The sequence below is a fragment of the Gaiella sp. genome, assembly GCF_035710885.1.
Classification (GTDB): domain Bacteria; phylum Actinomycetota; class Thermoleophilia; order Gaiellales; family Gaiellaceae; genus Gaiella.
Window position 1 is genome coordinate 114,694 of record NZ_DASTCS010000048.1, and the last position, 20,027, is coordinate 134,720.

The following is a 20,027-nucleotide window of genomic DNA, read 5'->3' on the forward strand; positions in this document are numbered from 1 at the left end:
ACAGCGGATCCCGCTCGCGGTAGATCCCCGCCTTCGGCGGGGCAAACCCCTGAAGCGGCCTGCTTGGCGGCCGAACCTCGTCGACCCCCGTCAGCGGCCGGGCACGATCCGCCCCAGCAAATCCCTGGCGACGTAGCCGGCGACCTTCGGGTTCTCCTGCAGTCGCCGCAGCGAGTACTCGTACCAGCGCCGGCCGTACGGGACGTAGATCCGCAGCGGGTGACCGGCCGCGGCGAGCTCGCGGGCGCGCTCGACGCGGACGCCGAGGAGCATCTGCAGCTCGTAGGCGGTGTCGTCGAGCCCGTCGACGCGCTCGAGGGCGCGCTCCAGCAGCCATTCGTCGTGCGTTGCGACCGCGACCCGGCACCCGGCCTCGAGCAGCGCGTCCAGGCACGCGACGAAGCTCTTGCGGATCACCTCGAACTCCTGGAACGCGATCGAGGAAGGCTCCAGGTAGATGCCCTTGCACAGCCGGACGCTCGGCCGGAGCGGCGCCAGCGCCTCGATGTCCTCCAGCGTGCGCCGCAACGCCGCCTGGAGGACGACGCCCACCCCCTCGTGGCCCTCTCCGCGCAGCGACCGGTAGAGCTCGAGCGTCTCGCCCGTGGTGCTGGAGTCCTCCATGTCGATGCGGACGAAGATGCCCCGCGCCTCGGCGTCGCTCAGCACCCGCCCGGTCAGCGACCGGCAGAGCGCCTCGTCCACCTTCAGTCCGAGCGCCGTCAGCTTGACCGAGACGTTCGCCGCCAGCCCGTCCTCCTGGATCGCCCGGAGCGCATCGTGGTAGGCGCCGGCGATCGCCTCGGCCTCCTCGGGACGCGAGACCTCCTCGCCCAGCACGTCTACCGTCGCCAGCATCCCTTCGGCGTTCAGATCGGCGACGACGCGGCGCGCGTCGTCGAGCGTCGGGCCGGCGATGTAGGGCGCGGCGACCCTGCGCACGACGGCCCGCGGCACCGCGGGAAGCACACGGACGACGGCGCGGTCGAACAGCCTCACGGGGCCAGGATCGTAGTCACAAGGCACGGTGCGCTCAGCGACGTCAGGCGTCCGGCGGAGGGCGGTCCGCCGCCCGAGAGCCGTCGCCGTCCGGTGGCGCCAGGGCTATTCGCGCATGAAGCCCTGGCGTGCCGCGGAGACGAGGGCGACTGCCTCCGGGAACAGGACTCGCATCGCGTCGCGGAGCTGGAGCGCCTGCTGGTCGACCGGCCCCGACGGCGCGATCTGCGCGAGTGCCGCCTGGGTCAGGTCGACAGCGGTGGAGAGCGTCAGTGTCGCGAACTGCTCCCGCTGCGCCTCCTTGACGCCCTCGGCCTGCTGCTCGGCGAACTCGCGGAGCCCTCGCATGATCTCCTCGGGGTCGCCGCCGAACGGGAAGAAGCCACCGCCTTCCATGGCTTCCAGGTTAGACCAGCTCGCCCCGGTACGCGGCCTGGACGTCCGCCCACAGCGCGTCCGCGACGGCCGCGGCGCTGCGCATTGCCGCCGCGAACGGCGACGGCGCCGCAGGGTCGAGCGCGAGCTCGAGGCGTCGGGCGGCCTGCCCGATCGCGTCCAGCCGCTCCGGGGAGGCGACATGAGGTGGAGCGCCGACCACGTGCTGCAGGTGGCGGGCCGCGTTCTCCGCCTCGCCGATCCCCTCGGGCGCCTCCGCGATCCTGAGCGCGACGAGCTGGGCGCGAAGCTCGTCGAGGTCGCCGGGAAAGGCCGCCTCCTCGGCGACCTCGCAGAGCGCTGCGATCGAGACGGCGTCCCGAACGTCCCGCCGAGCCGCGACCGGGCGGGCGTCGTCGTCGAGCGCGAGCCAGGTGCGGTCTCCCGCGGGCGACTCGAAGACGCACACATAGACGCGGAAGCCGACAGCCGGCTCCGCCGCGAGGACGGCGCTCACCGCGCTCCCGTCGCCGTGGCCCGCGGCCGCGACCGCGATCCGCTCGAGGTCCTCCGGCAGGCCCACCGTGCCAGGATAGAACCGGATGATCTCCGAGCGACGCCGCCACGCCCGGGCGCTGTTCGCGCCGCTCGGCCCGACCTACGACCGCGTCGGCGCCGCGCTCTCGTTCGGGCAGGATCCGCGCTGGCGGAGGCTCCTCGTCTCGCGGCTGCCGCACGACGGCGGCGAGGTCCTGGACGTGGCCACGGGCACCGGTCTCGTCGCGAAGGCGCTCGTCGAGCGAGGATTCCGGGTCACGGGCGTCGACCAGAGCCCCGAGATGCTGGCTCTCGCGCGTCAGCGCTTCGGCGACCGGTTGGAGCTCGTCGAGGCGTCCGCCGACGAGCTTCCGTTCGCCGACCGGTCGTTCGACCACCTCACGTTCACGTATCTCCTCCGCTACGTCGACGACCCGGCCGCCACCCTCCGTGAGCTCGCCCGGGTCGTTCGGCCCGGCGGAACCGTCGCGATGCTCGAGTTCGGCCTGCCGCGCGGTGTCTGGCGGCCGCCGTGGGACCTGTGGGTCGGCGTCGGCCTTCCGCTCGCCGGCAGGCTCCTCTCCCCGGGCTGGCACGAGGTCGGCCGGTTCCTCGGCCCCTCGATCCGGCGGTTCCACGCCGCGCTCCCGGAGCCGCAGCTGGTCGCTCTCTGGCGAGCGGCGGGGATCGAGTACGTTCGGGTGCGCCGCCCGAGCCTCGGCGGCGGCCTCGTCGTCTGGGGGCGGCGCGATGCGCGCTAGCGACAGGTCGATCCCGACATCGCGCCCGGCGTTCTACGCGCTGCGGCCGGGCGGCTGGCGCGACTACGTCACGCTGCTGCACCTGCCGTACACCGCCTGGCACCTCTCCTACGTCGTCGTCGGCGGGTGCCTGGCGGCCGAGGTCGACTGGTGGACGCTGGGCCTGACGGTGCTCGCGTTCGCCCTGGCGATGGGGGTCGGCGCGCATGCTCTCGACGAGCTCGACGGACGACCCCTCCGGACGGAGATCCCCTCGGCGGCCCTCGTCGCCCTCGCCGTCGCCTCCGTCGCGGCCGCGTCGGCGATCGGCGTCGCCGTGGCGCTCGAGCGCACCCTCTGGATCCTCCCGCTCGTCGCCGTGGGCGTCGTGCTCGTGCCGGTCTACAACCTCGAGCTCCTCGGGGGGAGGGCGCACACCGACCTCGGCTTCGCGCTTTCGTGGGGGGCGTTCCCGCTCCTCACGGCGTTCGTGGCGCAGACTGGGGCGCTTCGCGTCGAGGCGCTCCTCGCAGCGGCGTGGGCGACGGCTCTCTCGCTCGCGCAGCGACGGCTCTCGCGGACGGTGCGCGGTCTGCGCCGCGACACGGCGGGGGTCGAAGGCCATCTCGTCGGCGTGGACGGTGAGCGTGAGACGTTGACGCGCGAGAAGCTGGTCGAGCCGTACGAGGCGGCGCTCCGTCTGCTCACGGTGTCGTCGATCCTCGTCGCCGCGACGCTCGTCGCGGTGCGGATTCGGTAGCCGCGCTCTACCCTGGTGGCGTGGCCGTCTGGATCCTCGCCGCCCTCCTGGTCGCAGCGGCCATCCTCGTCGTCGCGCTGTGGGTCGCGCTCCGGAAGGCGCGCGCCTCGGCGGTCGCCACCTCGGAGCTCGTCGCAGAGGCGCGACAGGCGGTGCGCGAGGCGGTCGGGGCGGAGACCGCCGCTCATGCGGAGGAGGTCAGGCGCGTGATCGCGCGCGAGCGCGCAGAGACCGCCTCCGTCCTCGCCGCGGAGGAGCGCCGGCTCGGCGAGGAGCGCCGGGCGGCGTTCGCCGAGCGGGAGAGGCACACGAGCGAGGCGCTCGCCGAGGAGCTCTCACGCACCGAGCGCCGGCTCGAGGACCGCCTCCATGCCTTCTCCGAGGACCTCGACCGGGCGCAGCGCCACCTCGAGGCCCAGCTGACGAACCTCGGGCAGCGATACCGCACCGCGATCGCCGAGGTGGAGGCCAGGCTCGAGGCCGAGTCCGCCGAGCTCGGGTCGACGGCGGACGAGCAGCGCAAGACCGTCGTCCGCCTGCGTGAGGAGCTCGAGCGAGTTGCCGGACAGGCGGTCACCGAGGCGCTCGACGAGCTCGAGGCACACACGCTGGAGCGACGCCGCTCGATCGACGAGATCACCGAGCGCCTGCGCGCGCGGGAGGCCGCCGTCGCGGAGTCGATCGAGCGGGCCGAGACCGACGTCCGCGCTCGGCTCGACGTCGTGCTCGTGGAATGGGAGCGCCGCCAGACGGAGCGGCTCGAGCGGGTCACCGAGCGCGAGGCCGAACGGCACGCGCAGATCGCCATGCTCGCCCTCGACGAGCGCCTCCGCGAGGCGCGCGAGGAGGCCGCGACACGGCTCAAGCGCGAGCTCGACCGGGCGGTCGAGCTGCTCGTGCGCGACGAGGTCGCGCAGCGCCTCGACGCCCGCTGACCACGGTCGCCCGAGCAGGTCGCGCCAACTTTCCGGGTGCAGGGATCGTCAAAGGCAGCACGAAACACCGTGCACCATGGCCGAGATGACCGAGACACCCGTGTGGCGCGAGGACGAGCAGTCCAAGGTCGAGAGCTGGCGTCTGCACGTGCTGATCATGGCCGGGTTCCCGTTGCCGCTCGCCGAGCGGCTCGCGGCGAGCGAGGCGGATCTCCACACGTGCGTCCAGCTCGTCGACGAGGGCTGTAACCCTGTGACCGCCGCGGAGATCCTGCTCTAGTCCGCTCGGGGACTGGCCCCGGAGGGCCTGTCCCCCGTGAGGCTTCTCCTGCCCCGGTGGCTCGCCGGGTCAGTCCCCTGCGGGGACAGACCCCGTGGGCATACCCTCCGCTCCATGGAGCGGACGGGGGCCGAGCGGAAGGTGTACGGCGTCGCCGCGTTCAACCGGCGGCTCGCGACGTACCTCGCGCGCGTCCGCGACGTGTGGGTCGAGGGCGAGGTCAGCGAGCTGCGGCGCAACCCGGCATGGGCGAATGTCTTCCTCACGCTCAAGGACGCAGAGACCGGAGCGTGCCTACCCGCGACGATGCCGCGCCGGCGATTCGACCTGCTCGAGCCCGCGCCGTGCGAAGGAGAGCGCGTCCAGGCGAACGGGGCGCTCCAGCTCTACGAGGCCCGGGGTGACCTGAGCTTCCGGATCGCGGTGCTCGAGCGGGTCGGGGCAGGCGACCATGCCGCTGCCCTGGGGCGCCTGCGGCGGACGCTCGCGGACGAGGGGCTCTTCGCACCGGAGCGCAAGCGCAGGCTCCCGCGCTTCCCGAGAGGGGTCGGTCTCCTCACGGGTGTCGACGCCGCCGCGAGAGGGGACATCGTGGCGGCGATCACGACGAGGTACCCCGCGGTTCGCCTCGTCGTCGCGGAGACACGCGTCCAGGGGCCCGCAGCGCCCCAGGCGATCGTCGGCTCCCTCGCCCGGCTCTCGGCCTGCGACGGCGTCGACGTCGTCATCCTCGCGCGCGGTGGTGGCAGCTTCGAGGACCTGCTCCCCTTCAGCGACGAGCGCGTCGTCCGGGCGGTCGCCGCATGCTCCGTTCCGGTTGTGTCGGCCGTCGGCCACGAGCAGGACGAGCCGCTGTGCGACCTCGCGGCCGACGTCCGCGCGCCCACCCCGACTGCAGCAGCTCGGCTCGTCGTCCCCGACCTCGACGAGCTCCGCTCGTCGCTCGTGCAGGTGCGCCGGCGGCTCGATGCGGGGTCGTCGCGGGTGCTCGAGCGAGACCGCATGCGAGCCGAGCAGAGCCGCGCGCGCCTTTCCTCGGCTCCACGCCTCCTGCTCGAGCGACGACGCGCTGCCCTCGACAGGACGGGCGTGCGGCTGCAGGCGCTCTCGCCGCGGGCGACGCTCGAGCGTGGCTATGCGATCGTGCGGGCCGGCGGAGGTGCCGTGGTTCGGGACGCGGGCGCCGTCTCCGTTGGCGGCCGCCTCGAGGTCGAGCTCGCCCGCGGTGCGCTCGGTGCGCGGGTCGAGGAGGTCACTCCGTGAGCGCCGAACGGTCGTTCGAGGAGCTCCAGCGCGAGCTCGACGAGCTCGTCGCACGCCTCGAGCGCGGCGACGTCGCCCTCGACGAGGCGCTCGCGCTCTGGCAGCGCGGCGAGGAGCTCTACCGTGCCTGCGTCGACCGCCTGGAACGCGCCGAGCTGCGCATCGAGGAGCTGCGGCTCGGGGGCGCCGCGCCCGGGGATGACAGCGCCCCGCGGGACGGGTAAGGTCGCCGCCATGGCACAGCCCAGCTCCGACCTGATACGCAGCATTCCGATCTTCGCCGAGCTCGATGACGCGTCCGTGGCGCAGCTCGCGACCGACTTCATCGAGCGGGAGTTCGAGGCAGGCCAGGAGATCGCCACGGAAGGCGAGGGTGGCCTCAACTTCTTCGTCGTCGACAGCGGCACAGCTGACGTCACGGTGGGAGGCGCGCAGGTCGGCACGCTCGGGCCGGGTGCCTCCTTCGGCGAGATCGCGCTCGTGGACAAGTCCGCGCGCTCGGCCACGGTCACGGCGACGTCCCGGCTCCGGGCGTTCGCACTGCCGGTCTGGAGCTTCCGCAGCTTCGCCGAGTCCCGGCCGTCCGTGACGTGGAAGCTCCTCGAGCTGCTCGCGGAGCGGCTCCGCGCCGCCGAGCACAGGTAGGCGACGGGGCCGCGGTGGACGCCGCGTCGGACGCCGAGCTCGTCGCCCGCTGCCGCGAGGGCGACCAGGGCGCCTGGGGGATGCTCGTCGACCGCTATGCACGGTACGTGCACGCGATCCTCGTGCGTGTCTACCGGCTCGACCCGGAGGACGCCGAGGACGCGTTCCAGGAGGTCTTTGCCCGCGTGTTCGAACGGCTCGAGACGCTGCGCGACAGCCGCGCGCTGCGCCCGTGGATCGCCCAGACCGCGCGGAACTGCGCGGTCGACGCGCTCCGACGCTCGGGGCGCGAGCTCGCGGTCGGCACCGTGCCCGACGAGGCCGACGAGGGCCTCGACCGGCTCGACGAGGCGCTGACCGTGCACTCGGCGCTCGCCCGGCTCTCCCCCGACTGCCACGAGATCCTCGACCGGTTCTTCTGCCGTGACGAGAGCTACCGCACGATCGGGGCCGAGCTCGAGCTGCCGGCCGGGACGATCGCGAGCAGGATCGCCCGCTGCCTCACGCGGTTGCGCGAGGTGCTCGAGCCCGCGGGAAGAAAAACCGAGTCCACCGCGTCGGGTGGACAGGTGGGAACATGACGATGACGCCCGAGGAACGGATCGCCGAGCTCCTGCGTGCGCTGCCCGAGCCCCCGATGGGGTGGGTGGAGGCTGCGAAGCAGCTGCCTGCGGCGCGCCGCGAGCTCGAGACCATCCTCGAGCGGATCGAGCGGGACGAGCACTTCCGGGAGCTCGTCGCCGCCGACCTCGAGGCGATGCTCCGCGCCGAGGGCGTCGAGCCGAGCCCCGTCGTCGTCGCCCACCTGCGCCGCCGCCTCGAGTCGTGAGCCTCTCGACCACGGGGTTCTCGGTCGCCGCCGTTCCGGTCGGGCGCCTGCACGACGTCCTGGCCGAGTCGGGGCCCGGCCCGGCGGGTGGGTCCGCGGCCGCGCTCGCGACGACGATGGCCTCGGGGCTCGTCCGCCTGGTCGCGCGTGTCTCCCATGAGTGGGAGGAGGCGCCGGGGATCGCCGCCCAGGCCGCCGCGCTGGGCGACCGCTCGCTCGTGCTGGCCGACGACGACCACCGCGCGTACGCCCGCGCGGTGGAGCAGCTCCGCACCCCCGAGCGCGACGCATCCCTGGGCAGGGCCCTGCGCCGGGCGGCCGAGATACCGCTCCAGATCGCGGAGACGGCAGCCGACGTCGCCGCGCTCGCCGCGCTCGCGGCGCGCGACGGCCACGACTCGGTCCGCGGTGATGCCTGGGCGGCGGCCGCACTGGCCGAGGCAGCCAGCGTCGCCGCGGCGCGCCTCGTCCACGTCAACCTCTCGACACGGCCGGACGACGCGCTCACGACCCGCGCGGAGATGGCGGCACAGGCTGCCTCCGCGGCGCGCGAGGTCGCGCTCGCCACGACATGAGCGCGCGGCCGGTCCCGGCCTGGAGCCTGCCGCCGGGCGACGTGCCGCCGGTCGAGGCCGACGCGGCCTGGCGGGCGGCAGTCACGCGCGAGTGGGCGCTCGCAGGCTCCGGAGGGGCCGTCGACGTCTGCGTCGTCGACAGCGGCGTCGAGCAGGGGCATCCGCTGGTCGGCGCTCTCACGAGCGCGCGGGCCGTGGTGCGGGAGGGCGACGACCTCACCATCGTGGACGACGAGGTCGGCGACGTCTGCGGCCACGGCACCGCCTGCGCGGGGATCATCCGCTCCATCGCGCCCGACTGCAGGCTCCACAGCGTCCGCGTCCTGGGTGCCGGCTCGACGGGTGCGGCGGATCTCATCCTCGCGGGCCTCCGGCACGCGATCGAGGCCGGTCACCGGGTGATCAGCCTCAGCCTCTCCACCACGAAGCGCCGCTTCGCCGAGGAGCTCCACGAGCTCGCCGACCTCGCCTACTTCAACCGGACGATCCTCGTCGCCTCGGCCCACAACCTTCCGGTTGACAGCTACCCGTGGCGCTTCTCGTCGGTCATCTCCGTCGGGAGTCACGAGGAGCCCGACCCGCTCGCCTGGTATGCGAACCCCACCCCGCCGGTCGAGCTGTTCGCACGCGGCGTCGACGTCGAGGTCGCGTGGCTCGGCGGCGCGACGCTCCGCTGCACGGGGAACAGCTTCGCCGCCCCGCACATCGCGGGTGTGGCGGCGCTCGTGCTCGCGAAGCACCCGGAGCTGACGCCGTACCAGCTCAAGAGCGTCCTGCACCTGACCGCGACGAACACGGAGGGACATGCATGACCGACGAGCTCGACGCCCGGAGCGCGGCCGCCACGGGACTGCTCGGCGGCGACGAGGAGACGTTCCGCGAGCTCCTGCAGTCGATCGTCGACGTCGCGCGGACGATCTTCGGGGCCAGAGCCGCGTCCGTCTTCCTGCTCGACGAGGAGGCCGACGAGCTCGTCTTCGAGGCGGTGGCCGGCGAGGGCCAGGGAACGCTGATCGGCTCGCGATTCCCTTCCAGCACCGGGATCGCGGGGTTCGCGCTCGTCACGCGCCAGCCGCTCGTGGTCGACGACCTCGAGGCGGATCCGCGTTTCTCGCGCGACCGCGCGGAGTCGACCGGGTACGTCCCCAACAGCATCGTCGCGTCTCCCCTGCTCCACGAGGAGCGCGCGCTGGGCGTCCTCTCGGTCCTGGACCGCGCGCCCGACCGACCCTTCGGGCTCGCGGAGCTCGAGCTGCTCTCCCGCTTCTCCTCCCAGGCCGCCATCGGCCTCGACCTCCTCCGCCGCGCGCGGCTCGCGCGGTCGGCGCTCGGCGGCGACGGCAGCGCCGTGCTGGTCGCCCGGGTCGCGTCCCTCCTCGAGGACGCCGACGACGACGCCGGCCGAAGCCTGCTCGAAGCACTGGAGCGCGTCCTCTCGGCCCGCAGGTAGTCGACGCGCTCGCGGAACCCCGCGTCGCATTTCTGCCCGCGGACGGAAAGCGGCAGTTGCCGCCCGAAAAGGGGACGCCTTCAGGGATCTGCCCCGCCCCAGGAGGGGATCCGCTCGACGGATCCCGCTCGCGAACGCGAAAGCGGCAGTTGCGGCCCCGAAAAGGGGACGCCTTCAGGGATCTGCCCCGCCGCAGGCGGGGATCCGAGCGGATTCCCCCTCGCGAAGAAGAAAGCGGCAGTTGCGGCCCCGAAAGGGGACGCCTTCAGGGATCTGCCCCGCCGCAGGCGGGGATCCGAGCGGCTGGAATCCGCTCGGCGGATTCCAGCTCGCGAACCAAGTTCCGAGCGGCTGGAACCCGCTCGGCGGATTCCAGCTCGCGAACCAAGATCGAGCGGCAGGAATCCGCTTGCGCGGATTCCTGCTCGCGAATAGATCGAGCGTGCCGCTCGTGCCGCCAGCCGTGGCCGGCCCCCCGCGGGAGAGCCGGTCGACCGGAAATTCGTTCAGCCCGCGTCGACCCGGCCGACGTCGACCTTGCCGTCGCCGTCCACCCGGCCCGCGTCGACGCGTCCCACGTCGACCGTGCCGTCGTTGTCCACCCGCTCGACCTGCAGCCGGTGCGCCTCGAAGTCCTCGTCCTCCTCCTCGGCTACCCGCTCGGGCTCCTCGATCTGGATCTTCTCGCGCTCGTCCGACACCGTGGGGCTCCTTTCGACTGGATGCCCGGGCTTGGGCATCTCATCCACCCGACGAACGGGCAGGGTGAAATCTTCCCCCATTTCTGGTGTGGTGCGCAAACGGTCGTGAGCGGATCGTCGGCATCCGAGCCCGGGGGGCGGTCGAAAGCGGCGCTGCGTGCGCTGAGCGAGGTGCTCGCGAGCCCGCCCCTGCGCCGGCTCCAGCTGGCCTGGGTCGGCTCGATCCTGGGCGGCTGGGCCTATCTGGTCGCCCTGGGCGTCTACGCGTACGACCAGGGCGGAGCGGCCGCCGTCGGCCTCGTCGGGCTGATCCGGCTGATCCCGGCCGCGGTCGCCGCGCCCTTCACCGCGGCGCTCGTCGACAGGTTCCAGCGGGTGGGCGTGATGGTCGTGAGCGATCTCACCCGGTGCGCGCTCATGCTGGGCGCCGCGGCCACGATTGCCGCGGACGGGCCGGCGTACCTGGTCTACGCGCTCGTGGCCCTCTCGACCGTCGCAGGGACGGTGTTCAGACCGGCCCAGTCGGCCCTGCTCCCCGCGCTGGTGCGCACCCCCACCGAGCTGACCGCGGCCAACGTCGCCTCGAGCACCCTCGAGAGCATCGGGACTTTCCTGGGGCCGGCGCTGGGAGGCCTCCTGCTCGCCGTGAGCAATGCGGAGGTCGTGTTCGCAGCGAACGCGGCGACGTTCCTCTGGTCGGCGCTCCTCGTGCTCGGCTTGCGACGCTTCGAAGAGCCGCGCGAGGCTCCCGCCCGCGCTGCCGCCGCGAAGGCCGAGGACGGGGGGGTGATGGCGGGCATCGCCACGATCGTCCGCGAGCCGACGCTGCGCACGCTCGTCGGGCTCTACGGCGCCCAGACGCTTGTCGCAGGAGCCCTCAACGTGCTCGTCGTGGTCACGTCGTTCGAGCTGCTCGAGCTCGACGAGGCGGGTGTCGGCCTCCTCTACGCAGCCGTCGGGGTCGGCGGCCTGATCGGCGGCTTCGTCGCACTCGTACTGTCGCCGGCCGGTCGGCTTGCGCGCGACTTCGGGATCGGGCTCGCGCTGTTCGGGCTGCCGCTCGCCCTGGTCGGCGGCGTGCCCATCTCCGTGATCGCGGTCGCCGGGCTCGCGGTGCTCGGGATCGGCAACTCGATCGTCGACGTGAATGCTCTCACGATCATGCAGCGGGCTGTCCCGGACGCGGTGCTCGGCCGCGCGCTGGGCGCGCTCGACGGCCTGCTGCTCGCCACGCTCGGGCTCGGCGCGCTCGCCGCCCCCGCTCTGATCGGGCTCGTCGGCCCCGAGGCCGCGCTCATCGCGACCGGCGCGCTGCTGCCGGCACTCGCGCTCCTGACGCGGCCGCGCCTGCGCGAGCTCGACCGCACGACGGCCGCGCCCGAGCCCACGCGCCTCCTCCGGGGGGTACCGATCCTCGCCGCTCTGCCGGAACTGGTCGTGGAGAGGCTCGCCCGCGACGCGGCGCCCGCCGCGTTCCCCGCCGGTGCGACGATCGTGCGCGAGGGTGACCCCGGAGATCGCTTCTACGTCGTGCAGTCCGGCGAGGTGGAGATTCTCGGCGGGCGCTTCGGTCCCGGCGAATCGTTCGGGGAGATCGCGCTGCTGCGGGACGTGCCGCGAACCGCCACCGCGACGGCCGTGACGGACGTGGAGCTCGTGACCCTCGAGCGTGAGCCGTTCGTCGCGGCGGTGACGGGCCACGCACCGAGCGAGGCCGCCGCCGACACCGTGATCGCAGCGCGACTCGGCGCGCTCAGCGCCGGGACCGCCCCTGTGTGACGAAGGCGCGTTCCGCCTCGAGCAGGGGCTCCTCGTCCGCGAGCTCGTCGATGGCGTCCTCTGCGGACGTCTCTTCCTCGTCCTCCATCCGCTGCAGTGCGGCCAGCGAGAGGCCCTCCCGCGCGAGCATCACGAGGCCGACGCCGACACCGACCGACATCTCGATCGCCTGGAGGACGAGGCCGAAGGCGAAGCCGGTCCCGTAGGGCACGCCGTATTGCACCAGAGGCAGGGCGACCGCCGCCTGGAGCAGCCCGACGTTCCCGGGCCAGAGAGGGAAGACGGTCGCGATGTTCATCAGCACGAGCACGAGAGCCGCAGCGGGGAGCGGGACGTCGAGGTCGAACGCCTTGGTAACGACCCAGACCGCGAGGAGCTGCAGCGTCCACCCCACGATCTGGCAGCAGATCGCCGCGAACGCCGCCCCGGGCGCGCGCAGCACCGCGAGCCCCTGGCGCGCCATCGCGAGGAGGCGCCGCACGGTGCGCTGGCCGTGCGGCGCGACCCCGTGCGCGCGGCGCGCCGAGAGCACGGCCAGCGCGAGCAGGCCGAGCCCGACGAGGCCGACGATCACGACGCCGGTGACCGCCCAGTGCGGCAGCTTCGCGGTCGCGGCGACGTAGGCGACGAGCAGAGCGATCGGGAAGAGGTCGAACAGGCGATGGGCGAACACCGTCCCGAGCAGCGTCGCGCTCGTCCCCTTGCCGTGCGGGAGGTGACGACGCAGCACGGCCACCCGGGCGAGCTCGCCCGCCCGCGCCGGAAGCACGGCGTTGCCGAGCAGGCCGACCCCGAACGCAGAGAGCACCTGGCGGAACCGCGGAAGCGGAGGCGACATCGCCTGGTCGATCGTGAGACTCCAGGACCACGTCCTGAACAGGACGGAGAGGAGGTTGAGCAGGACGCCGACCACGACCCAGCGCCAGCTGACGAAGTCGAACGCGTGGTAGACGGTGTGCCAGTCCGGCCCGCGCCACCAGAGCGCGAGGATCGCGAGCACGAGCGACGCGAGGACGAAGATCCCGCCCGCCCATGGGTTCCGGACGAGCGCGCCGAGCCGGGTCACGCAGCGACCTCTTCGACGGGGGCGGGCGTGCGTGCGAGTACGCGCTCGTAGATGCCCTCGAGCCTTCTCGCGATGTCCGCCCAGGAGTAGTGCTCCTCCGCGCGCCGTCGCGCGGCCGCGCCCATCGCCGCGCGCCGGGGCTCGTCGGCCAGGAGGCCCTCGACGGCGCTGACGAGGGCGGGCACGTCGCCGGGCGGGACGGTGACGGCGGTCTCGGGGGTCACCACTTCCCTGTATCCCTCGATGTCCGACGCGACGGCCGGGGTCGCGCACGCGAAGGCACGTGTCAGCACCATCCCGAAGCTCTCGCCGCCGAGCGACGGGGCAAGCAGCGCCTTGGTGGACTCGAGGAGGTCCGTGAGCGCGTCCTGGGAGAGGAAGCCGACGACCTCGATCCCGTCGTCGGAGACGCCGAGCCTGGTGAGCAGCAGCCGCACGGCGAGCGGGTCGGCACCGGCGATGACGAGGCGGGCTCCGGTGCGGCGGTGGAGCTCCGGCCAGGCGCGCAGGAGGACGTGGAGCCCTTTGCGCGGCTCGTGGCGGCCGGCGAAGACGACGGTGTGCTCGCGATCGGCCGGATCCGCCCGTTCGGGGATCAGGACGCCGTTGGGGACGACCTCCCACGGCCCTCCCAACCAGCGGTCGGCCGAGTCCCGCGCCCGCTCCGAGACCGCGATCCGCTGATCGATGCGATCCATCAGGAACCCCCAGCCGGGCATGCCGAGGCGCATCCAGCCGAGATCGCCGGAGGCGTGGTGGGTCGCGACCATCGGCGTCCGCGCCAGCGCGAGCACGGCGACGCAGATCGCGGGCGTCATCGGCTCGTGGAGGTGAAGGACGTCGAACTGCTCCCGCTCGAGCACGCGCCTGACCCGGAAGAACGACCGCGGGCTGAGGACGATGTTGGGAAGCGAGCCGTTCGCGGGCACGATCACCGACCGGCCCACCGGGATCACGTTGTCGGGCGGGCTCCCGTGGCGACCCACGCGCGGATGGAGGGCGCGCGTGAACTGCCCCGGCGGGTCGTTGCCCATCACGAGGCGAACCTCGTGTCCCCGAGCCTCGAGAGCGGCCGCCTGAAGCTCTGCGTGCTCGACCACCGCCCCCCAGAACGACCAGGAGAACGGCACGACGATGCCGATCTTCACTCCGGGAGCCTATTAGACGTGGGGAACCCATGGTTCCCCCACGCACCCCCTCCTTTCGCGCCCGCGCCCGCCACGGTCCGACTGGCCTCTCGGGCGAATGAATCGCCCTTCGGCCGCGACACGTGACGGTCCCGCCACGGATGAGACGTGGGGGAGCTCATGGTTCCCCCCACGGGCCACCGCCGCCACGGTCTGTGGCCTTCCCGCCGGCGAGGCCGGCCTCCGGCCGCGACGGGGTCACGGTCCGGCCGAGGACTCGGGCGGCCGAATCCGCAGGCTCAGGCGCTGGCGGCTGGCTGGAGCCGCTCCCAGGCGGCTGCAAGGGAGCGGAGCTCGTCTTCGTCGAAGTGCTGCAGGAACAGCGCGCGCACTCCGGCCAGGTGGGTGGGCCTGGCCCGGGCGAGCCGCCGCCGGCCCTCGCCCGTGATGCGCGCATAGAGGACGCGTCGGTCCTCGGCACAAGGCTCGCGGACGACCAGTTCCTGCCGCTCGAGGCGGTCGACGAGCCGGGTGACGCCGCTCTGGCTCAGAAGCACCGAACGGGCCAGCTCACTCATCCGGAGCCTCTTCTCGGGGGCCGCGTCGAGACGCAGGAGCACCTCGTACTGCGTCAACGGCAGCCCGTGCGTGGTCTCGAGCTCGCGGTCGAGCTCGCGGACGAGAGCCGAGTGGGCCCGAAGAAAGCCCGCCCAGGCGGAGAGCTCGAGCGGGGAGAGGCGTGTGGTCGAAGATTCTTGCATGTGCGATAATTTAGTTGTGTTCGCAAGGATACCTGCTGGAGAGGAGCAAGGGTATGACACCATCGATGCAGGACAAACAAGCTACGGAGCGTCCGGAGGCGGACACGACGATGCAGCTCGAAGGGATCCATCACGTGACGTGCATCACCGGCGACGCGCCCGGGAACGTCGACTTCTACACACGGATCCTCGGGCTGAGGCTCGTCAAGAAGACGGTCAACCAGGATGACCCGACGGTCTACCACCTCTTCTACGCCGACGAGCAGGGGAGCGCCGGAGCGGACATCACCTTCTTCGAGTACCCCGGCGCCCGCGGAGGACGCGCGGGGGCGGGGATGGTGCACTCCGTCGCCTTCCGGGTCGCATCGGAGGATGCGCTTGACTTCTGGGAGGAGCGTCTCACCGGTGAAGGAATCGCCGTGCGACGGGAGCCCGGGCGCCTGCGCCTCGAGGATCCGGAGGGCCTCGGCCTGGAGCTGGCCGTGTCGCGCGTGCCCGACGAGCCGCTCGTCGCCCTCCATCCGGAGATCCCGACCGACGTCGCGCTGCGCGGGTTCGACGGCGTACGCGCGTTCAGCGCGGATCCGGAGCGGAGTCGACGCCTCCTCGAGGAGGTGCTCGGCTTCACGCCGGGGGGAGGCGCGGACTGGGAGGTACGTGGCGCCGCCCGCGGCGGCCTGTACGGGTACGACCCGCCGCCCGCGGCCGCCGGCGTGCCGGGCGCCGGAACCGTCCACCACGTCGCCTGGGCGTCGACCATGGACGAGCACGAGGCGTGGCAGCGCCGCGTGGCCGGGGCCGGCCTGCGGCCGACACCCGTGATCGACCGCTTCTGGTTCCGGTCCGTCTACTTCCGGGAGCCGAGCGGCGTGCTCTTCGAGCTCGCGACGCTCGGGCCCGGCTTCGCGATCGACGAGGATCCCGAGCACCTCGGCGAGTCGCTCATCCTGCCCCCCGCGTTCGAGCATCTGCGCTCGCAGATCGAGCCTGTGCTGACGCCCCTGCAGGATCCGCGGGCGGCATGGGCGAGGTGACGGGCACCCGGGTAGCGCCCCTGGTGGCGCTCCGACGCGAATCTGCCGATGAGGCTGCAGGGGCGCTCGTCCTCCTCCACGGCCGCGGGGCGGACGAGCACGACCTCTTTCCGCTGCTCGACCTGCTCGACCCGGAGAGGCGGCTGCTCGGCGTCACGCCGGGCGGCCCGCTCCACCTCCCTCCCGGGGGCAGGCACTGGTACGCGCTGGGCGGGATCCCGACGCCCGATCCCGCCACGTTCCACGACACCGCACCGCGGCTCGAGGCCTTTCTCGACGCCCTCGAGCTGCCGCTGGAGAAGGTCGTCCTGGGCGGGTTCTCGCAGGGGGCCGTCATGAGCTGGGCGATGAGCCTCGGGCCCGGTCGCGCCCGGCCCGCGGCCGTCGTCGCGATGTCCGGCTTCCTGCCGCGGGTCGAGGGCTGGCCCCTCTCGCCCGAGCGCCTCGCCGGCCTGCCGGTCGGGATCGTGCACGGGTCGCTCGACCCCGTCATCCCGGCCGAGTTCGGGCGCGAGGCCGCCGAGGTGCTCTCGGCGGCGGGCGCCGACGTGCTTCGGCTGGAGACGGCCGTCCCGCACATGGTCGACCCGGCCTGGATCGAGCCGCTGCGCGAGCTCGTCCGGAAGGCGACGACAACTGCCTGAAGGCGCGAGGCGAGCGTCACAGCCGCGCGTAGACTCGCGCGCATGCTCCTCGCCGACGTCGGGCTCGCCGAGCTCCACACCCATCTCGGCGGGTCGGTGGCGTCGGACATCATGTGGAGCCTCGCCCACGAGCAGGGCATCTCGCTGCCGGTCAAGGACTACTGGGCGTTCGACGCCCTCGTCACGGTCTCCGACCCGCGCGGCGTCGAGAACCTCGACGAGCTGGATGCGATCTACCACTGGACGGAGCTGATCCAGTCCTCGCCGCTCGCCGTCGAGCGGTCCGTCCACGCGGCGATCGGCGGCGCGTACCGGTCGCAGGGCATCACGACGCTCGAGCTCCGCTTCAACCCGATGAAGCGCAACCGCGGCGGTGAGCGCGACCTCGATCACATCATCCTCGCCGCGATCCGCGGGCTCGACATCGCGAGGCTCGAGTACCCGCAGGTGCGCGCGGGGCTGATCCTGATGATGGACCGGACTTTCGACGCACGCCAGAACGAGATCATCGTCGACAAGGCGATCCGCTGGGCGAGCCGCGGCGTGGTCGGCGTCGACATCGCCGGCCCACGGCCCGGGGGCGTTCGCTACGACTACACGCAGGTCTCCCCGATGATCGAGACGGCGCGCGACGCGGGGCTCGGGATCACGATCCACGTGGGCGAGGAGGGTGAGACGGGGGCCGAGGAGATCGGCGAGGTCGTCGAGGCGCTCCGGCCCGACCGGATCGGACACGGGATCCTCGCCGCTCGCGACCCGGCACTGATGACGCTGATCCGCGAGGCGAACGTGACGCTGGAGATCTGCCCGACCTCGAACCTTCTCACGAAGGCGCTCGGAGGCGAGGGAGATGTCCGCGAGACGATCCACCGCTTCGTGGAGCACCGGGTGCCGTTCACGATCGCGACGGACGGCCCGGAGATGATGCAGACGCACCTCCGCGACGAGTTCGGGCTGCTCGAGCGCATCGGCGCCCTCGACGAAGACGGGCTCGCGCAGGCCAACGAGCGGGGCCACGCGGCCTCGTTCGTGAGCCGAGCAGGGCGGCGTCGCTAGGCGGCGGAGGGGCCGGAGTCGGACGTCGAGGCGGTGTCGGACACCGTGTCCTTCGCCTGGGCGGCCGCGTCGCCGGCCGTGTCCTCGCCCTTGTCCGTGGCGTCGTCGAGCTTGTCGCCGGCCTTGTCCCAGGCCTGCGAGGCGCCGTCCTGCGCCTTGTCGACCATCGGCTCGACCTTCTCGGCCGCGTCGCCGGCGGCGTCCTTCGTCCTACCCAGCAGCTTGTCGAGGAATCCCATGCGCGGGACCATACGCCTCGCGCTGTCGGGTGGCAAACAGGCTAGCCGCGCGGAGCCTCGGCCTGGCCGGGCTCCTCGTCGAGCCCGAGCCGCTCGAGCAGCTCCCCAGCCTCCGCGTCCGCCTTCTCGACCGCGTCGTAGAACTTTCCGCCGGTCGCGTCGTCGAGACGGTCCTCGGCGTGGTGAACGGCATCGAGCGCCGCATAGTCCGCGTGGTTCATCGCGTCCTCGGCCCTGCCGAAGAGGCGCCGGATGGATTCGAGCAGCCCCATCGTTGAACGAGGCTAGATGATCACCGGCGATCGCACCACAAATCTCACGCGGCGAGGGCCCGGCGCGTCGCGCTCACCGTGAGCCGCGGGAGGCTCGAGCTGTGGGTGGCGCTCTGGGTCGTCTACCTCGTCTGGGGCTCCACGTATCTCGGGATCAAGCTCGCCGTCCGGACGCTGCCTCCGCTCCTGACCGCAGGCACCCGGTTCCTCGCCGCCGCTGCGGTGCTGGCGGCGATCCTGGCGCTCGCGCGCCGGTCGCTCCGCGTCGAGCGCCGCGAAGGGCTGTCCGCCCTCGGGCTGGGCGTCGTGCTGCTGGCACTCGGCGTGGGGCTCGTGCACGTCGCCGAGACACGGATCGACTCCGGCGTCGCGGCGATGATCGCCGGCTCGGTTCCGCTCCAGATCGTCGTCTGGCGTGCCCTCGCGGGAGAGCATGTGCCCCGGGCGACGGTGCTCGCCGCGGCGGTGGGGCTGATCGGGCTCGCGCTCGTCGTCGGGCCCGACGGGATCGGAGGCGGCTCGGTCGCCGTCGGCCTGCTCGTGATGCTCGCGGCGTCGGTGTCGTGGTCCCGGGGGTCGTTCGTCTCTCGCAGGCTCTCTCTGCCGTCCGACCCGTTCGTCGCGACCGTCTACGAGATGCTCGGCGGCGGTCTCGTGCTGGTGGGCGCCGCGCTCGCCGTCGGGGAGGGAGCCCAGCTCGACCGGGCCGACCTCCAGGCAGGACCCGTCGCGGCGTGGGCCTACCTCGCGATCGCCGGCTCGGTCATCGGCTTCAGCACCTACGTCTGGCTGCTCCGTAACGCGCCGATCTCGCAGGTCGTGACGCACCAGTACGTGAACCCGCTCGTAGCGGTCGCCCTCGGCGCCCTCGTGCTCGACGAGCGGCCCGGGCTCCCGGCGCTCGCCGGGGCCGCGCTGATCGTCGGCGCCGTCGCCGTCACCGCGCGGCACGAGGGCCGTGCCGCCGCCGCCGAGAAGGAGGCTAGGCCTCCACCTGCGTCCGCTGGGCCGCGAGAAACTCGAGCAGATCAGACCGCGTGAGGATCGCGACGGGCTTGCCGCCCGCGCCGACGACGACGGCGCCGCCGGACCCCGTCAGCTCCTGGAAGACCTCGTCCACCGACGCGTGGGAGTCGACCGCGGCGAGCGGCGGTTGCATCGCCACCGCGATGTCGTCGTTCAGTGCGTCCGGGTTGCGGAACACCCGGTCCAGAAGGCTGCGCTCCTGGATCGAGCCGACGATGTCCGTGAGGTCGTCCACCGGCTCGTGCCGGACGACGGGCAGCTGCGAGATCCCGTAGCGCTGCATGAGGTCGATCGCCGTGCCGACCTTCTTGTGCGCATCCACCACGACCAGCTCCGGGACGGCGCCCTCCTCGCCGTGCTTCGAGCGGATCACCTCCGCCACCGTCGGCACCGGGGCGCGGCGCTCCATGAAGCCGTACTGGATCATCCAGTTGTCGTCGTAGAACTTCGAGAGGTACGACCGGCCGCCGTCCGGGAACGTCATGAGGACGGTCGAGCCGGGCCCGAGCCGCCGCGCGACCTCGAGCCCCGCCCATGCGGTCGACCCGCACGAGCCGCCGACGAGAAGCCCCTCCTCGCGGGCGAGCCGCCGCGCGGTGAGAAACGAGTCACGGTCGGAGACGCGTACCCAGTCGTCCACGACGGACTGATCCATCGTTTCCGGCCACGAGTCCTTCCCGATCCCCTCGACGAGGTACGGGTGGACAGGGTGCTCGGGATCGGCCGTGAACACCGATCCCTCCGGATCGGCGCCGACGATCAGGATCTCCGGGCGACGCTCCTTGAAGTAGCGGCCGATCCCCGAGATCGAGCCCCCGGTCCCGACGGAGACGACGACCGCGTCGACCTCGCCTCCGGTCTGCTCCCACAGCTCCGGCCCGGTCGTGTCGTAGTGGGCCTGCGGGTTCGAGGCGTTCGAGTACTGGTCGGGCTT

27 protein-coding genes are annotated in these 20,027 nt (G+C 72.8%); 17 read left to right on the forward strand and 10 right to left on the reverse strand.

Going from position 1 to position 20,027, the window contains the following annotated elements:
* Window positions 1–90: 90 nt before the first annotated feature.
* The 3 genes from VFO26_RS12075 to VFO26_RS12085 all read right to left on the reverse strand — a co-directional run bounded on the left by VFO26_RS12075 (window position 91) and on the right by VFO26_RS12085 (window position 1,957).
* Complete coding sequence (locus tag VFO26_RS12075) at window positions 91–999, reverse strand: proline dehydrogenase family protein (protein WP_325115240.1); 909 nt, start codon at window positions 997–999, stop codon at window positions 91–93.
* A 105-nt stretch (window positions 1,000–1,104) separates the two neighbouring features.
* A complete protein-coding gene (locus tag VFO26_RS12080; protein WP_325115241.1) occupies window positions 1,105–1,395 on the reverse strand; it encodes a hypothetical protein in 291 nt (96 codons plus the stop codon).
* 10 nt (window positions 1,396–1,405) lie between these two features.
* Window positions 1,406–1,957 carry a hypothetical protein gene (locus tag VFO26_RS12085; protein WP_325115242.1) on the reverse strand — a complete coding sequence of 184 codons (552 nt, stop codon included), beginning with the start codon at window positions 1,955–1,957 and terminating at the stop codon, window positions 1,406–1,408.
* 19 nt (window positions 1,958–1,976) lie between these two features.
* Between VFO26_RS12085 and VFO26_RS12090 the strand changes: the two genes are divergently transcribed.
* The 12 genes from VFO26_RS12090 (at window position 1,977) to VFO26_RS12145 (ending at window position 9,388) form a co-directional block, all read left to right on the forward strand.
* Complete coding sequence (locus tag VFO26_RS12090; protein WP_325115243.1) at window positions 1,977–2,672, forward strand: class I SAM-dependent methyltransferase; 696 nt, start codon at window positions 1,977–1,979, stop codon at window positions 2,670–2,672.
* Window positions 2,662–3,411 carry a hypothetical protein gene (locus VFO26_RS12095; protein WP_325115245.1) on the forward strand — a complete coding sequence of 250 codons (750 nt, stop codon included), beginning with the start codon at window positions 2,662–2,664 and terminating at the stop codon, window positions 3,409–3,411. Before VFO26_RS12090 ends, VFO26_RS12095 begins: the two co-directional genes overlap by 11 nt.
* A 20-nt stretch (window positions 3,412–3,431) precedes the next feature.
* On the forward strand, window positions 3,432–4,346 hold the full coding sequence (locus VFO26_RS12100) for a hypothetical protein (RefSeq protein ID WP_325115247.1): 915 nt from the start codon (window positions 3,432–3,434) through the stop codon (window positions 4,344–4,346).
* A gap of 85 nt (window positions 4,347–4,431) precedes the next feature.
* Window positions 4,432–4,626 (forward strand): hypothetical protein, encoded by a 195-nt coding sequence (locus tag VFO26_RS12105; RefSeq protein ID WP_325115248.1) that lies wholly within the window; start codon window positions 4,432–4,434, stop codon window positions 4,624–4,626.
* Window positions 4,627–4,740: 114 nt separating this feature from the next.
* Window positions 4,741–5,889, forward strand: coding sequence for an exodeoxyribonuclease VII large subunit (gene xseA, locus VFO26_RS12110; RefSeq protein ID WP_325115249.1), 1,149 nt, complete (start codon window positions 4,741–4,743; stop codon window positions 5,887–5,889).
* On the forward strand, window positions 5,886–6,113 hold the full coding sequence (gene xseB, locus VFO26_RS12115) for an exodeoxyribonuclease VII small subunit (RefSeq protein WP_325115250.1): 228 nt from the start codon (window positions 5,886–5,888) through the stop codon (window positions 6,111–6,113). Before xseA ends, xseB begins: the two co-directional genes overlap by 4 nt.
* A 10-nt stretch (window positions 6,114–6,123) precedes the next feature.
* Window positions 6,124–6,534 carry a cyclic nucleotide-binding domain-containing protein gene (locus VFO26_RS12120; RefSeq protein WP_325115251.1) on the forward strand — a complete coding sequence of 137 codons (411 nt, stop codon included), beginning with the start codon at window positions 6,124–6,126 and terminating at the stop codon, window positions 6,532–6,534.
* 14 nt (window positions 6,535–6,548) lie between these two features.
* Entirely contained in the window at window positions 6,549–7,115 is a 567-nt protein-coding gene (locus VFO26_RS12125) for a sigma-70 family RNA polymerase sigma factor (protein WP_325115252.1), read from the forward strand.
* The gene (locus VFO26_RS12130; protein WP_325115253.1) at window positions 7,112–7,363 is read left to right on the forward strand and encodes a hypothetical protein; all 252 of its coding nucleotides are present in this window, start codon (window positions 7,112–7,114) and stop codon (window positions 7,361–7,363) included. Before VFO26_RS12125 ends, VFO26_RS12130 begins: the two co-directional genes overlap by 4 nt.
* Window positions 7,360–7,938, forward strand: a complete 579-nt coding sequence (locus VFO26_RS12135; protein ID WP_325115254.1) for a cyclodeaminase/cyclohydrolase family protein — start codon at window positions 7,360–7,362, stop codon at window positions 7,936–7,938. Before VFO26_RS12130 ends, VFO26_RS12135 begins: the two co-directional genes overlap by 4 nt.
* Window positions 7,935–8,750, forward strand: a complete 816-nt coding sequence (locus tag VFO26_RS12140) for a S8 family serine peptidase (protein WP_325115255.1) — start codon at window positions 7,935–7,937, stop codon at window positions 8,748–8,750. Before VFO26_RS12135 ends, VFO26_RS12140 begins: the two co-directional genes overlap by 4 nt.
* Window positions 8,747–9,388, forward strand: a complete 642-nt coding sequence (locus tag VFO26_RS12145; RefSeq protein ID WP_325115256.1) for a GAF domain-containing protein — start codon at window positions 8,747–8,749, stop codon at window positions 9,386–9,388. Before VFO26_RS12140 ends, VFO26_RS12145 begins: the two co-directional genes overlap by 4 nt.
* Before the next feature lie 506 nt (window positions 9,389–9,894).
* On the opposite strand, the gene VFO26_RS12150 is transcribed toward VFO26_RS12145, so the two are convergent.
* The gene (locus tag VFO26_RS12150) at window positions 9,895–10,089 is read right to left on the reverse strand and encodes a hypothetical protein (protein ID WP_325115258.1); all 195 of its coding nucleotides are present in this window, start codon (window positions 10,087–10,089) and stop codon (window positions 9,895–9,897) included.
* Window positions 10,090–10,194: 105 nt separating this feature from the next.
* Between VFO26_RS12150 and VFO26_RS12155 the strand changes: the two genes are divergently transcribed.
* Window positions 10,195–11,868, forward strand: coding sequence for an MFS transporter (locus VFO26_RS12155; protein WP_325115259.1), 1,674 nt, complete (start codon window positions 10,195–10,197; stop codon window positions 11,866–11,868).
* Here VFO26_RS12155 and VFO26_RS12160 read toward each other — a convergent pair.
* The 3 genes from VFO26_RS12160 to VFO26_RS12170 form a co-directional block, all read right to left on the reverse strand.
* Window positions 11,843–12,934, reverse strand: a complete 1,092-nt coding sequence (locus tag VFO26_RS12160) for a lysylphosphatidylglycerol synthase transmembrane domain-containing protein (protein WP_325115260.1) — start codon at window positions 12,932–12,934, stop codon at window positions 11,843–11,845. The two genes, VFO26_RS12155 and VFO26_RS12160, sit on opposite strands and share 26 nt — an antisense overlap.
* Entirely contained in the window at window positions 12,931–14,082 is a 1,152-nt protein-coding gene (locus tag VFO26_RS12165; protein ID WP_325115261.1) for a glycosyltransferase family 4 protein, read from the reverse strand. The genes VFO26_RS12160 and VFO26_RS12165 overlap by 4 nt, the downstream gene beginning before the upstream one ends.
* Before the next feature lie 278 nt (window positions 14,083–14,360).
* Entirely contained in the window at window positions 14,361–14,822 is a 462-nt protein-coding gene (locus tag VFO26_RS12170) for a MarR family winged helix-turn-helix transcriptional regulator (RefSeq protein WP_325115262.1), read from the reverse strand.
* Between the two features lie 65 nt (window positions 14,823–14,887).
* Here VFO26_RS12170 and VFO26_RS12175 point away from each other — a divergent pair, with 65 nt between their 5' ends.
* Genes VFO26_RS12175 through VFO26_RS12185 form a run of 3 tightly spaced genes read left to right on the forward strand, consistent with a single transcriptional unit; the run spans window position 14,888 to window position 17,556 of the window.
* Window positions 14,888–15,856 carry a ring-cleaving dioxygenase gene (locus VFO26_RS12175; protein ID WP_325115263.1) on the forward strand — a complete coding sequence of 323 codons (969 nt, stop codon included), beginning with the start codon at window positions 14,888–14,890 and terminating at the stop codon, window positions 15,854–15,856.
* Window positions 15,844–16,500, forward strand: a complete 657-nt coding sequence (locus VFO26_RS12180; protein ID WP_325115265.1) for a hypothetical protein — start codon at window positions 15,844–15,846, stop codon at window positions 16,498–16,500. The genes VFO26_RS12175 and VFO26_RS12180 overlap by 13 nt, the downstream gene beginning before the upstream one ends.
* A 42-nt stretch (window positions 16,501–16,542) precedes the next feature.
* Window positions 16,543–17,556, forward strand: coding sequence for a hypothetical protein (locus tag VFO26_RS12185; protein WP_325115266.1), 1,014 nt, complete (start codon window positions 16,543–16,545; stop codon window positions 17,554–17,556).
* On the opposite strand, the gene VFO26_RS12190 is transcribed toward VFO26_RS12185, so the two are convergent.
* Window positions 17,553–17,795, reverse strand: coding sequence for a hypothetical protein (locus VFO26_RS12190; RefSeq protein ID WP_325115267.1), 243 nt, complete (start codon window positions 17,793–17,795; stop codon window positions 17,553–17,555). The two genes, VFO26_RS12185 and VFO26_RS12190, sit on opposite strands and share 4 nt — an antisense overlap.
* Window positions 17,796–17,836: 41 nt before the next feature.
* Entirely contained in the window at window positions 17,837–18,067 is a 231-nt protein-coding gene (locus tag VFO26_RS12195; protein WP_325115268.1) for a hypothetical protein, read from the reverse strand.
* 78 nt (window positions 18,068–18,145) lie between these two features.
* On the opposite strand from VFO26_RS12195, the gene VFO26_RS12200 reads away from it, so the two are divergent.
* Complete coding sequence (locus VFO26_RS12200; protein ID WP_325115269.1) at window positions 18,146–19,108, forward strand: EamA family transporter; 963 nt, start codon at window positions 18,146–18,148, stop codon at window positions 19,106–19,108.
* On the opposite strand, the gene VFO26_RS12205 is transcribed toward VFO26_RS12200, so the two are convergent.
* The coding region (locus VFO26_RS12205) for a pyridoxal-phosphate dependent enzyme (RefSeq protein ID WP_325115270.1) at window positions 19,050–20,027 on the reverse strand (978 nt) is incomplete at its 5' end. The two genes, VFO26_RS12200 and VFO26_RS12205, sit on opposite strands and share 59 nt — an antisense overlap.